General features: G+C 68.6%; 10 protein-coding genes and 1 pseudogene. 2 read left to right on the forward strand and 9 right to left on the reverse strand.

Annotation, left to right across the window (positions count from 1 at the left end):
* From A5706_RS23590 to A5706_RS23605, 4 genes and pseudogenes are all read right to left on the reverse strand, one after another.
* Positions 1-570: pseudogene (locus A5706_RS23590) on the reverse strand (hypothetical protein); the annotation flags it as partial.
* The gene (locus A5706_RS23595) at positions 563-1,192 is read right to left on the reverse strand and encodes a CDP-alcohol phosphatidyltransferase family protein (protein WP_068136106.1); all 630 of its coding nucleotides are present in this window, start codon (positions 1,190-1,192) and stop codon (positions 563-565) included. The gene A5706_RS23595 and the pseudogene A5706_RS23590, both read right to left, overlap by 8 nt.
* An 89-nt stretch (positions 1,193-1,281) precedes the next feature.
* The gene (gene secA2 / locus A5706_RS23600) at positions 1,282-3,606 is read right to left on the reverse strand and encodes an accessory Sec system translocase SecA2 (protein WP_068136111.1); all 2,325 of its coding nucleotides are present in this window, start codon (positions 3,604-3,606) and stop codon (positions 1,282-1,284) included.
* Between the two features lie 102 nt (positions 3,607-3,708).
* Entirely contained in the window at positions 3,709-5,352 is a 1,644-nt protein-coding gene (locus tag A5706_RS23605) for an acetolactate synthase (protein WP_068136115.1), read from the reverse strand.
* Positions 5,353-5,433: 81 nt separating this feature from the next.
* On the opposite strand from A5706_RS23605, the gene A5706_RS23610 reads away from it, so the two are divergent.
* Entirely contained in the window at positions 5,434-7,353 is a 1,920-nt protein-coding gene (locus tag A5706_RS23610; protein WP_068136118.1) for an ABC transporter ATP-binding protein/permease, read from the forward strand.
* 33 nt (positions 7,354-7,386) lie between these two features.
* Here the strand turns inward: A5706_RS23610 and A5706_RS23615 are convergent, their stop codons facing one another.
* The 3 genes from A5706_RS23615 to A5706_RS23625 all read right to left on the reverse strand — a co-directional run bounded on the left by A5706_RS23615 (position 7,387) and on the right by A5706_RS23625 (position 10,153).
* Positions 7,387-8,859: an FAD-binding protein gene (locus A5706_RS23615; RefSeq protein WP_068136120.1), complete on the reverse strand. Its 1,473-nt coding sequence runs from the start codon at positions 8,857-8,859 to the stop codon at positions 7,387-7,389.
* Entirely contained in the window at positions 8,856-9,356 is a 501-nt protein-coding gene (locus A5706_RS23620; protein WP_068136123.1) for a VOC family protein, read from the reverse strand. The genes A5706_RS23615 and A5706_RS23620 overlap by 4 nt, the downstream gene beginning before the upstream one ends.
* A gap of 113 nt (positions 9,357-9,469) precedes the next feature.
* Positions 9,470-10,153 (reverse strand): TetR/AcrR family transcriptional regulator, encoded by a 684-nt coding sequence (locus tag A5706_RS23625; protein ID WP_197517954.1) that lies wholly within the window; start codon positions 10,151-10,153, stop codon positions 9,470-9,472.
* A gap of 111 nt (positions 10,154-10,264) precedes the next feature.
* On the opposite strand from A5706_RS23625, the gene A5706_RS23630 reads away from it, so the two are divergent.
* Complete coding sequence (locus tag A5706_RS23630; protein ID WP_068136129.1) at positions 10,265-10,711, forward strand: nitroreductase/quinone reductase family protein; 447 nt, start codon at positions 10,265-10,267, stop codon at positions 10,709-10,711.
* Position 10,712: 1 nt separating this feature from the next.
* On the opposite strand, the gene A5706_RS23635 is transcribed toward A5706_RS23630, so the two are convergent.
* Together A5706_RS23635 and A5706_RS23640 are read right to left on the reverse strand one after the other, a co-directional pair.
* Entirely contained in the window at positions 10,713-11,390 is a 678-nt protein-coding gene (locus tag A5706_RS23635; RefSeq protein WP_068136134.1) for a hypothetical protein, read from the reverse strand.
* 98 nt (positions 11,391-11,488) lie between these two features.
* On the reverse strand, positions 11,489-12,421 hold the full coding sequence (locus A5706_RS23640; RefSeq protein ID WP_068136137.1) for a sterol desaturase family protein: 933 nt from the start codon (positions 12,419-12,421) through the stop codon (positions 11,489-11,491).
* Positions 12,422-12,462: the final 41 nt, after the last annotated feature.

Here is a 12,462-nt window from a genome sequence, read left to right on the forward strand (position 1 = left end):
GCCGTTGATGCGCTGCTTGGAAACGTCGGAAAGGTTCGGGCCGGCACCGGGATCCGTCACCGTCACCGCGAGGCCGGGACCGATGACCGCCGTGCTCGCCGCCGCCAGGCCCAGCGCGTCGAGACTGGCCAGCAGCCGCTGCCCCTGGGCGTTTTCGGCCAGTGCGTGGCGCTGCACGTCGTCCACTCGGCTCGAGAGCGCGCTGCGCTGTTGGCCCAACTTGGCCGCGGCGGCCTCCGATGAGCGCACGCTTTCCAGCAGCAGCTGCTGCGCGGTGCGCACGCCGGGCGCCACCGAGCGCGCCTGCGCGACCGCGGCGGCGAACACCGTCGCGATCAGCAGCGCGGCCAGGGCCTGCCACAGCCAGCCGAAGGTGCGGTCGCGGCCGCTCGGCGCCACGCCCTCGCTGTCGCGTTTGGCCGCGGCCGCGGCGTAGCCGGGATCCAGATGCTCCGAGAGCAGGGCGCGCAGCAGCGAGGGCACCGGGATCAGCTGGGGCCGCGCCGCGGCGTGAGCGCTGCGGCCGGCGTTGGGGTCATAGCCGCCGAGCAGGCGGTCCGCGTCAGTCATGGCCACCGGCCTTGCGGGTGACGGGTTGGCGGTCGGGCTGTTTCAGCTTGGGCATGCGGCGCATCACCAACGTCATCTGCACCGCATACAGCACGAACGACCACAGGTACATGTACAAGCCCCAGCCCAAAAAGCCCCAGCCGCAGGCCCTCAGCACGCGGCTCCACTCCGCGCCGCCGGTGCCCAGCAGGACCAACGGAAACCCGGCCATCAACGCGAAGGTGGCGCCCTTTCCGACGTAGGTCACCGGCAGCGCCGACAGGCCTCGGCTGCGAAGCAGCGGCAGGGAGGCGGCCAGCAGCCCGTCGCGCACCAGCAGCGTGATGACGAACCACCACGGCACGATCCCGTCGATTGCCAGGACGATCGGGACGGTCACCATGTAGAGCCGGTCCACCGCGGGGTCCAGCAGAACGCCCAGCCGCGAGGACTGGTTGAGGGTGCGGGCGATCTTGCCGTCGGCCCAGTCCGAGGCCCCGCTGAACATCAGGATCGCCACCGCCCAGCCGTTGGCGTGGGCGAACAGCAGGACGTAGACGAATACCGGGATGAGCAGCAGGCGGATCGCGCTGAGCGCGTTGGGCACCGTCAGCACCCGATCGGGCGGAAGCGCGGGCTCCATGAGCCGTGACATTAGCCGAACGCCGAGCGGGCGGCTGGCCGCACACTCGAGCTCGAGCGTGCGGCTGGCCGCACGCTTGCCGGCTCAGCTCAGCGGAACACCCCGGGCAGGCTCAGGGTCGACAGCGTGTCGTCGGACAGCGGATTGTCGTTGACCATGTAGGTCCACGTCGACGTCGGCCGCGCCAGCTTCGACAGGTCCAGCCCGGGCTCCTCTTCGAGCACGTTCGCGGTTTCGAAAGTCTGCTGCGCCGCCTCGATGGCGTCAGCGGCCAGCGACGCGAACGCGTCGACCGCCATCCGGTGGAACTCGTCCAGCGGATTCTGCCGGCCCAACGCGCGCAGGTGGATGCTTTCTCGGATGTCGGCGAGGTAGGCCAAATGGTCGGCCCAGCCCCGGTCGAGGTGATACAGCATGATGAGCCGGCAGATCTTCTCCAGGCGGTCTTCGGAGATGTCCTCGGAGAGTTCCGCGTAGCGGTCCGGCGCCAGCTCGGCGAGCTCCTCGCGCGCGGTCGCGGTGCGCAGCAACGTGTTTCGGCGATCGACGATGATCGCGCGCTGCTGCGCGATCAGCTGGTTGTAACGCCAGGTGTTCGCGTGCACGTCGAGCATCCGGCCCTCGGCGACCCGCTGGGCGTGGTCGAGCATCCCGGCCGCCTTGGGGCTGACGATCCGGCCGTCCTCGTCGGTCTGCATCGGGAGCTTGTTGTGGTCGAGGTTGGCCGCGACGACGTCGTCCTCCCAACTGGAGAAGAACACCGACGACCCCGGGTCGCCCTGCCGTCCCGCGCGGCCACGCAGCTGGTTGTCGAGCCGCTCGGTGTGGTGGCGGCCGGTGCCGACGACGTGCAGCCCGCCCAGTTCCGCGACGCGGTCGTGGTCCGCCTCGTCGGACCCGCCAAGGCGGATGTCGGTGCCCCGCCCGGCCATCTGGGTCGACACGGTCACCGTGCCGTACTCGCCGGCCTCGGCGATGACCTTCGCCTCCTCGGCGTCGTTCTTCGCGTTGAGCACCACCGCGGGAACGCCGCGGCGCAGCAGCCGCTCGTGCAGCTCCTCGGACTCGGCCACGTCGCGGGTGCCGACCAGCACCGGCTGCCCGGTCTCGTGCACCTCGGCGATGTGCGCGACGATCGCGTCGTTCTTGGCGGCCGCGGTGATGTAGACCCGGTCGGCCTCGTCCTCGCGAATGTTGGGCTCGTTCGGCGGAATTGGCGAGACGCCGAGCTTGTAGAACTGGCGCAGCTGCTCGCCGGCCGCCAGCGCGGTGCCGGTCATGCCGCAGACGGTGGCATAGCGGTTGATCAGCGCCTGCACGGTGATGGTGTCGAGCACCTCGCCGGTCTCGGTGGTCTCGATGCCCTCCTTCGCCTCGACGGCGGCCTGCAGGCCGTCGGGCCAGCGCTGCAGCTGCGCGATGCGGCCGCGGGCGGAGTTGATCAGGTGCACCGCGTCGTCGCGCACGATGTAGTGCACGTCGCGCTGCAGCAGCACGTGCGCGTGCAGCGCCACGTTGACCTCGGTGAGCGTGGTGCCGACATGCTCCTCGGAGTACAGGTCGATGCCGCCGAGGGCCTTCTCGACCTTGCGCGCGCCGACGTCGGTCAGGTGGACGTTGCGGCTGTCGGCGTCGGTCTCGTAATCGGTGGCGGCGTCCAGCTTGCCGACCAGCTTGATGATCTCCAGCCGCGGCGTCTCCCGGTGGGTGGTGCCGGCCAACACCAACGGCACCAGCGCCTCGTCCACCAGCACCGAGTCGGCTTCGTCGATGAGGGCCACGTCGGGATTGGGTGACACCAGGTCGTCGACGTCGGTCGCCAGCTGGTCGCGCAGCACGTCGAAGCCGATCTCGTTGACCGAGGCATAAGTGACGTCGCAGCCGTAGGCGGCGCGGCGTTCCTCGCTCGTCGAGTCCGCAGTGATCCAGCCGACCGTCAGCCCCAGGGCTTCCAGCAGCGGGCCCATCCACTCCGCGTCGCGGCGCGCCAGGTAGTCGTTGATGGTCACTACGTGCACGTGCCGTCCCGCAAGGGCGTATCCGGCGGCCGCGATCGCCCCTGAGAGGGTCTTGCCCTCACCGGTGGCCATCTCGATCACGTCGCCGGCGAGCATGCGCAACGCACCCAGCAGCTGGACATCGAAGGGGCGAAGCCCGGTCGTCCGCTCCGCCGCCTCCCGGGCGATCGCGAGGAACTGCGGGATGTCGGCGGACTCCGCGAGGTCGTCGAGCTTGAGCAGCCCGGTTGCCTCGCGCAGCTTCTCGTCGCTGAGGTCGGCCGCCTTCTCGTCGTACTCCGACGAGGCGGTGACCTCGGCGAGGGACCGCGTCTGGTTCTTCTCCGTGCTGGCGCCCAGCAGCCGCCAGAATCGGCTACTCAGGCGGCCGGGCTGCGTCCGGGTGGTCTTTGGCACAGGTCAACGGTACGCGAGCGCTCGATCACCGCGAGCGTGCGTGTTTGACCGCGACACGCCGGGCGTACACGTGCAACTGCGCACCCTCGCGCCCCGAAAGAATCAGGCGAGGTTGGAGCGGCGCGGGTAGGCGACGGCCGGGTCGGTGAGCACATTGACGACGGCGGGCAGCCCGCTGGCGAAGGCGCGCTCCAGCGCGGGCCGCAACTCGGCGGGCGCGGCCACCAACTCGCCGTGGGCACCCAGGGCGCGCGCCACCTCGTCGTAGCGCGTGCCCGGACGCAATTCCGCCACCACCGAGTAGCCGTACAGCGCCTCCATCGGGTGTTTTTCGAGACCCCAGATTCCGTTGTTGCCGATGATCGACACGACCGGCACGCCGTGGCGGACCAGGGTGTCCCACTCCATGCCGCTGAAGCCGAACGCGCCGTCGCCCTGCAGCAGCACGACCTGGCGGTCGGGCCGGGCCAGCTTGGCGGCCAACGCGTAGCCGGGGCCCGACCCGAGGCAGCCAAACGGGCCGCTGTCCAGCCAGCAACCCGGCAAATAACTGTCGATCACCCGCCCGGCGTAGGACCCGAAGTCGCCCGCGTCGATGACGACGATGGCGTCGCGGTCCAGCAGCGGTGCCAGCTCCGCGTACACCCGCATCGGATGCAGCGGGATCCGGTCGTCGGCCAGCTCGGCCTTCTCCTGGGCGCGCGCCGCGGTCTCGGCGGTTCGCAGCCCAGCGACCCAATCCGGGTGTGCGGTGCCACGTGTCGCGGCGAGGGCCGACAGGATCGCGGTCAGGTCGCCGTACAGGCCGGCGGCGATGGGCCGGGGATGCTCGCGGACGGGTTCGCCGCGGTCGGCCACGATCAGCTGCGTTTCGGGCCCGAACACCTTGCCGAAGCCCAACCTGAAATCCATTGGCACACCGACGATCAACGCGACGTCGGCCTCGCCCAGCGCCTTGCCGCGCACCCGCGAGAAGGCCATCGGGTGGTCGGCCGGCACCGCGCCGCGGGCCATCCCGTTCATCAGCACCGGAATCTGAAGTTCCTCCGCGAGGCGCAGCAGCGCCGCCTCGCCGTGTCCCCACCAGACATTGGTGCCCGCCATGATCACCGGCCGCTGCGCCGCTGCCAACAGGTCGACGGCGCGGTCGAGGGCCCGGGCATCCGGGGCCGGACCGGGCGGCACCGCGCTCAAGGCGCCGGGCCGGCCGTCATCCTCCGACATCGAAAACGCGTGGTCCATCGGAAAGTCGACGAACCCCACCCCGGACGGGGCGCCGACGGCCGCGCGCAACGCCTCGTCCACCAGCCGGCCGGCGTCGTCGGCCGACTGCGCGGTGGCGGCGAATCGGGCCAGCGGCGCCACGAATGGCACATGGTCGATCTCCTGCAGCGAGCCCATGCCCCAGCGCCCCGCGGGGGCCCGGCCGCCGAGGACCACCAGGGGCGACTGGTTCTGCTGCGCCGCGGCCATCGCGCTCATCCCGTTGGTGACGCCCGGCCCGGCGGTCAAGGCGGCCACGCCGGGCAGCCTCGTCACCTTCGACCAGCCCTCGGCGGCGAACGTCGCGGTCTGTTCGTGGCGGGTGTCGATAAGCCGGATCCCCTCGTCACGGCAGCCGTCGTAGATGGAGAACAGATGGCCGCCGGATAGGGTGAACACGGTGTCGATGCCGCTGGCCTTGAGCCGGCGTGCGATGAGCCGGCCGGCATGTACGGTCTGGCTGGACGGAGCGTCGATGCTCATCCAGGCAGCCTATCGGCAATCACTCGGGTACCTTCGCCGAAGGATTTTGTGTCAGGCCTCGACCTTAAGGAGACATCGACCATGGGCCCGAAGCCGTTTACGCCGTCGATCAATTGGTCGGCGGCACCCATGGATTCCCTGCGCTGGATCGCCATCGCCTGGGCGATCGGTGCCGTCTGCCTGATCGCGGTGCTGGTGGCGTTCCGGTACCTGACCCCGTGGGGCCGGCAGTTCTGGCGGATCACCCGCGGCTACTTCGTCGGCCCGTCCAGCGTCAGGGTGTGGGCGATGCTGGGGGTGTTGTTGCTGTCGGTGCTCTGTTCGGTGCGGCTCACCGTACTGCTGAGCTACCAGGGCAACGACCTGTACACGGCGGTGCAGAAGGCCGTGCAGGGCATCGCGGCCGACGACGCCAACGTGAAACAGTCCGGGATTCATGGCTTTTGGATGTCGATCGGGATCTTTTCCGTGCTGGCCACGCTGTATGTCATCCGGTTCATGATCGACATCTATCTGACCCAGCGATTCATCATCGCCTGGCGCGTCTGGCTGACCGCCCACCTCACCGACGACTGGCTGGACGGCAAGGCGTACTACCGGGACCTGTTCATCGACAACACCATCGACAACCCGGACCAGCGCATCCAGCAGGACATCGACATCTTCACCGCCAACGCCGGGGGCACCCCGAACATCCCGTCCAACGGGACGGGCAGCACCCTGCTGTTCGGGGCCGTCAACGCGGTCGCCTCGGTGATCTCCTTTGCCGCGATCCTGTGGCAGCTCTCCGGGAATCTGGAAATTTTCGGCTTCGAGTTGCCGCGCGCCATGTTCGTCACGGTCCTGGTCTACGTTCTGGTCGCGACCGTGGTCGCGGTCTGGCTGGGCCATCCGCTGATTTGGCTGAGCTTCAACAACGAAAAGCTCAACGCCGCATTCCGTTACGCGCTGGTGCGGTTGCGCGACGCGGCCGAGGCGGTGGGCTTTTATCGGGGTGAACGAGTCGAGCGGGCGCAACTGTGGCGGCGCTTCACCCCGATCATCGCCAACTACCGCAAGTTCGTGCGCCGGACCATCATCTTCAACGGGTGGAACTGGTCGATGTCGCAGATCATTGTTCCGCTGCCGTGGGTGATCCAGGCGCCGCGACTGTTCGCCGGGCGGATCGACTTCGGCGACGTCGGCCAGAGCGCGACGGCCTTCGGCAACATCCAGGATTCGCTGTCGTTCTTCCGCAACAACTACGACGCGTTTGCCGCGTTTCGCGCGGCGATCATCCGGTTGCACGGGCTGGTCGACGCGAACAGCCAGGGCCGCGCGCTGCCGACGATCCTGGTCAAGCCGAGCGACGAGGCAACCGTCGAGCTTCGCGGTGTCGAGGTGCGCACGCCGGCGGGCGACCAGTTGATCGACCCGCTCGATGTGGCGCTCGACGACGGCGACTCGCTGGTGATCACCGGCCGATCGGGCGCCGGCAAGACCACGCTGCTGCGCAGCCTGGCCGAGTTGTGGCCGTACGCCTCCGGGACCCTATGCCGCCCCGACGGCGACAACGCCACGATGTTCCTGTCGCAGTTGCCCTACGTGCCGCTCGGCAGCCTGCGCGGCGTGATCTGCTACCCGAACGAGCCGGCGAACGTCTCCGACGGCGAACTGCACGACATCCTGACGAAGGTGGCCTTGGCGCCGCTGATCAGCCGCCTCGACGAGGAGCAGGACTGGGCCAAGGTGCTCTCCCCCGGCGAGCAGCAGCGCGTCGCGTTCGCGCGCATCCTGCTCACCAAGCCGAAGGCGGTGTTCCTCGACGAGGCCACCTCGGCTCTCGACGAGGGGCTGGAGTTCGCGCTGTATCAGCTGGTGCGCACCGAGTTGCCGGACACCGTGTTGGTCAGCGTCAGCCACCGGCCCACCGTCGAGCAGCACCACCGACAACAGCTCCAGTTGCTGGGCGGCGGCCAGTGGCGGCTCGGCCCGGTCGAAAAGGAACCCGCCGGGGTTTAGCTGTTTTCCGCCGCGTGCGCTCCGGCGCTGTGTCTAACGCGCCTGCGCGCCCGTGGCCTGCCGGGCCGCGTGCGCTCCGGCGCGGCGACCGAAGAACGAACCCTCCCCCAGCTGCGTCCCGCTCGCATACCCCTTGCCGTCCTGGGCGATGTTGGACGCGCAGGCGCCCACCGCGTACAGGCCGGCCACCACGCTGCCGTCCTCGCGCTGCACCTGCCCGTCCACGGACACGGCCAACCCGCCGACGGTGAATCCGGCGTACATCGCCTTTCCCAACGACATGTCGAACGCGCCCCACGGCCCTTTGTCCTGCGGCGCAAGGAATTCCGGCTGCTTGTGAAAATCGGGATCCTCGCCGCGGGCGGCGTGCGTGTTGTAGCGGTCCAGGGTCGCGACCAGGTTGCCCGGCGGGATGCCCAGCGCGGCTTCCATCTCGGGCACAGTCTCCCAGCCGTCGATCAACGGCACCAGCGGCATCTTGGGATGCTCCAGGTGCGCCTCGTCGACGATCAGGAACGCCGAGCTGTCCGGCTGATCCATGATGAATCCGGCCGTGCGGGAGTGGTAGGAGTCTTCGGCGACGAACCGCTGCCCGAGCTTGTTCACGATGATCCCGGTGAGCAGGATCGACGGCGGATAGGGCGGCGCCGTGATGAAGATCTGATCCATGTGCTGGGTGGCGCCCCCCGCGGAGACGCCCAGCCGGATGCCCAGGCCGTCGTCGTAGGTATTGCCGAGCACGAACGGCTTCTCACCCAGCTTCGGGGTGTACTTGGCTACCATCTCCGGGTTCATCACGAATCCCCCGGCAGCGATGATCACCGACTTTGCCTTGATCGCACCGGTTTCGGAAAATTGCTTCCACAGCACGCCGGTCACCGCGCCGGCGTCGTCCACGATCAGCTGGCTGGCGCCGGTCTCGTAGCGCACCTGTACGCCAAGGCTGGCGGCCCGCTTGAGGAGCAGGTCGATCACCATGCTGGCGCCGCCGGTGTCGCCGGGCACCGGCACCTTGTGACCGCGCGGCGCCGGGACCGCCTTCTCCAGGAAGGGCCACACCTTCTCGTTGCCGGTGAACATCAACCCCTCGGTGTTGGGCTGGATCACGGCCTTGCCCGGGAAGTAACTGCGCTCGAACTGAAACCCCAAGTCTTCCAACCAATTGAAATGCTCGACGCTGCCCTCGCAGTAGGCACGAATCTTCGCGTGGTCCGGCTGCCTCGACACCGCGACGAGGTATTTGTACATCTCCTCGGCCGAGTCGGGGTGGCCGGTCGCCTCCTGCACGGCGGTCCCGCCGCCGAGGTAAAAGTGGCCTCCCGCAAGGGAAGTCGTGCCGCCCGCCGCGGCCGCGCGTTCGAGCACCAACACCTTCGCGCCCGCGGCCGCCGCGCTGACCGCCGCGCACCCGCCGCCGATGCCGAATCCGATCACCACCACGTCGACCTCGTCCGACCACGACGTCACCGTGTCCGCGTCGACGGTAGCCGGGATCTCGGTACTCACTGCTGCTCCTGTTTGATGTAGTCGTAGAACGCCCTCATCTCGGGTGAGACGTAGGCGATTTCCAGATACGGCACCCCCGCCTGCGGCGCCGACACGTAGGCGAACTTGATGCCGCCAGGCATCACGCCCTGCTGCACGATCGGCGCCCCCTTTGCCGCGGCCTCCGCCAAGAAGGCGTCGAATCCCTCGGGGCTCGGCGCTTCGGTGCAGATGTGGTGCAGGCCGGGCGGCGATTCGCGCAGAAAGTCACTATAGATGTTCTCCCCGCGGACCGGTGAGATCAGCTCCAGCTGCATGTCCCCGAGATAGCTCAGCGAGATGCTGGCGACGAAATCGGCGGGCCGGCCGAGGTAGCTGCAGCTGTCCGGGGCAAAGTGCACCTCGGGTATCCGCACCCACTTTCGAGCGCCTAACAGGCCGGTGAGGGCGGTTTCTGTGGCATCCAGGTCGGGGGTGACCCAGGCGATCTGCGTCGGCGATTGGGTGGGAAGGGTCATCGTCTCGCAGGATAGCTCAGCCGGTCGGCCGCCAGAAAGGGCCGGGAGGACTTTGCCGCGAGCGGCCGCGTCGGCCACCCGGCAGCGCGATGAACACGTTCTAATTCGGCGGCTCAGTGCTGGGTCAGCACGTCCACCAGCAGCCGCATCTGAGTGTCAAACACCGCCGCCGGGTCGGTCAGGGTGTCGGTGCCGTATTGCCCGAACACCTCCAAACTGATGGCGCCCAGGACGCCCGCCCACAGCAGGAAGCACTTGGCGATCACCAGGTCGTCTCCCGGAAATCCGAACTCGTCGCGAATGCGTCCGAAATCCGACGACATCGGTTGCGGTGCAAGGTCATTCGTCAAACGGATGTCTCCGGTCGCGATGCCCGCCGCCACCGCGTCGAAGAGGGCGCCCACCACGCGGGTGCCGGCCGGGACGGTGCGCTCGGCGGGCGCGTGATACCCGGGGACGGGGCTGCCATACAGCAGGGCCCAGCGGGCGGGATCGGCCACGGCCCACTCCCGCGCCGCCCGCGCGATGGCGATGACATCGTCGCTCCACGCCTCGCCCGCTGTCTCACGGGCCCGGTCCACGGTGTCGGCCAGGTCCGTATAGGCGTCCACCACGAGCAGGGTCAGCAGCTCGTCGCGGCTGGACACGTATCGATACACCGCCGAGGACACCATGCCCAGGTCGCGGGCGATGGCGCGCACCGACAGCCCGGCGGCGCCCCCCTCCACCAGTTGGCGGCGGCCGAGCTCGATGATTCGCGCCTCGATCTGCTCCCGCGATTCCTGGCGTTTGCCCACGTGGCCAGTCTGACACAACCGAGAACACCGCTCTTGCTTTTTGGCGACGGCTGTGGCAACGTGTCCGGCAGAGAGAGCACCGCTCTCGGATTCCGTTAGAGAGGACGCACCATGGCCACGCGCTACGAAGAACCGAATCGGGTGGCCCGCGCCGCCAACGCGGTGATCCGCTGGCTCGCCGAGCTGGGGATCAGCATCGCTGGAACCCGCGCCCTGCACGTCCGGGGCCGCAAGAGCGGAAAACCGCGCGCGGTGGTGATCAACCTGCTCACGGTCGACGGCGTCGACTACCTGGTCTCACCGCGCGGCAACACGCAATGGGCCCGCAACGTTCGGGCGGCGGGCGTCGTCGAGGTGGGTCCGCGCTGGCGCCGGCGACGCGCTCGAGTGAGCGAGGTGGGCGATGCGGGCAAGCCCGAAGTCCTGAGGCGCTATTTGGGCCGCTGGTACTGGCAGGTCAAGGACTATGTCGGCGGGTTGACGCCGGATTCCACCGACGAGCAGCTGCTCGCCGGGGCGCCCTCGATTCCGGTGTTCGTGCTCGAGCCCGCCGGCTGACTTATCGGGGGTTGGGCGGCGTCGCCCCGAGATCCTGGCGGACCTGGTCCGAGGTGGCCCGCCACGACACCGCCGCGGGCAGATCGCCCCAGATGCTGTTGAAGATCCCCACGATCTCCCCCGGGCCGCCGGCGGGTGCCAGGTAAACCGGTCCCCCGGAATCGCCCCGCTGGCTCTGGACACCGTGCGACATGGTGAACCATCCGTTGTTGACGCTCTCGACGGTCCCGCAGGTCTCACCCGTGACCACGCCGAAGTGGCACACGGCCTGGCCCGGCTGAAGCGCCAGGGAGGGATTGGATTCCAGCGGCCGCCCGCCCGGCAGGACGTTGTTGGCCGTGACCCCGCCGTCCAGCACGATCGCCTCGTAGTCGTTGATCGTCTGATCGGTGGCCACGGTGGTGCCGCTGGGCGTGTTGTCGCGGAACGTGGCCTGGCGTCCGATGACGTTGTGTTCGCGGTCGTAGACGACGCCGCTGCCGCGGCAATGCCCCGCGGTGAACGCGATCTTCAGGGCGGGGTCGACGTAGGCCAGGGTGCACAGGCGATTGTCCTGGTGGATTTCCATCCCGGGAAAGACGACTGGGGGGTCCGCCTTGGCGGGCAGGGGCGGCAGCCACGATGCGACTGCCACGACGGAAGCCGAGGCGGCGAATGCGTGCAGTGCCAGGCGGCGCATGTTGAGCTCCGATCCCTCCGTTAAATGCCGACCCGAAGGGTGACGTTACGGCTTGATCTCACCCCTCGCTCATCTTTTCGCACTTGAGGGCGCTGGCGTTACCCCGGCGTGACCAGCGGCACGGCGTCGGCGGCCAGCCCCGCCGCGCGCGGCGCCCACCCCGGCGGCCCGAAGACGTAGCCAAGCCGGTCACGCAGGCGCTTTGCCGATCGCCAGTCGTGGGCGATGGCGACGTATTCGCGGGTTTGCAGCTTCCAGATGTTGAAGGTGTCGACCTGCTTGGTGAGCCCGTAGTGGGGGCGGAACAGTTCGGGCTGGAAGCTGCCGAACATCCGGTCCCACAGGATGAGGATGCCGCCGTAGTTCTTGTCCAGGTAGAGCTGGTCCATCCCGTGGTGCACCCGGTGGTGCGACGGGGTGTTGAAGACGAATTCGAACGGGCGCGGCAGCTTGTCGATGCGCTCGGTGTGGATCCAGAACTGGTAGATCAGGTTCAGCGACCAACTGAAGTACACCATCCAGGGGGGAAGTCCCAAGAGCGGCAACGGAACCCACATCAAGACCTCGCCGCTGTTGTTCCACTTCTGGCGCACCGCGGTGGCGAGGTTGTAGTACTGGCTGGAGTGGTGGGCCTGGTGCGTCGCCCAGACCAGCCGGACCCGGTGCGCCATCCGGTGGTAGCCGTAGTACAGCAGGTCGACGCCGACGAGCGCGACGACCCACGTGTACCACTTGGCCGGCGACAGGTGCCACGGCGCCAGGTAGGCATAGATCGCGGTGTATCCCAGCAGCGCGAGCGCCTTCCAGCCGGCGCTGGTGGCGATCGAGACCAGGCCCATCGAGATGCTCGCCCAGGAATCGCGGGTGAGGTAAGCGCCGGATCCCGGCCGCGCTTCTGCCTCGGTGTCTTGCAGCTTGCTCGCCGCGGTCCATTCGATGGTCAACAGCAACAGGAAAAACGGGATGGCGAACAGCACCGGGTCGCGTACCTGCGGGGGCAGCGCGAACCAGAACCCGGTGACAGCATTCACACCGATAGATTACGACCATCGGCCAGCTCTGGTAACGGCCC

The organism is Mycobacterium sp. E796, assembly GCF_001672815.1.
In the GTDB taxonomy this organism is placed as follows: Bacteria; Actinomycetota; Actinomycetes; order Mycobacteriales; family Mycobacteriaceae; genus Mycobacterium.

What these genes read in the sequence shown, in the direction of transcription:
- A5706_RS23630 (WP_068136129.1), top strand. Translation starts at nt 10,265, where the DNA reads ATGGCCACGCGCTACGAAGAACCGAATCGGGTGGCCCGCGCCGCCAAC.
- A5706_RS23605 (WP_068136115.1), bottom strand. Translation starts at nt 5,352, where the DNA reads ATGAGCATCGACGCTCCGTCCAGCCAGACCGTACATGCCGGCCGGCTC.
- A5706_RS23610 (WP_068136118.1), top strand. Translation starts at nt 5,434, where the DNA reads ATGGGCCCGAAGCCGTTTACGCCGTCGATCAATTGGTCGGCGGCACCC.
- A5706_RS23635 (WP_068136134.1), bottom strand. Translation starts at nt 11,390, where the DNA reads ATGCGCCGCCTGGCACTGCACGCATTCGCCGCCTCGGCTTCCGTCGTG.
- A5706_RS23595 (WP_068136106.1), bottom strand. Translation starts at nt 1,192, where the DNA reads ATGGAGCCCGCGCTTCCGCCCGATCGGGTGCTGACGGTGCCCAACGCG.
- A5706_RS23620 (WP_068136123.1), bottom strand. Translation starts at nt 9,356, where the DNA reads ATGACCCTTCCCACCCAATCGCCGACGCAGATCGCCTGGGTCACCCCC.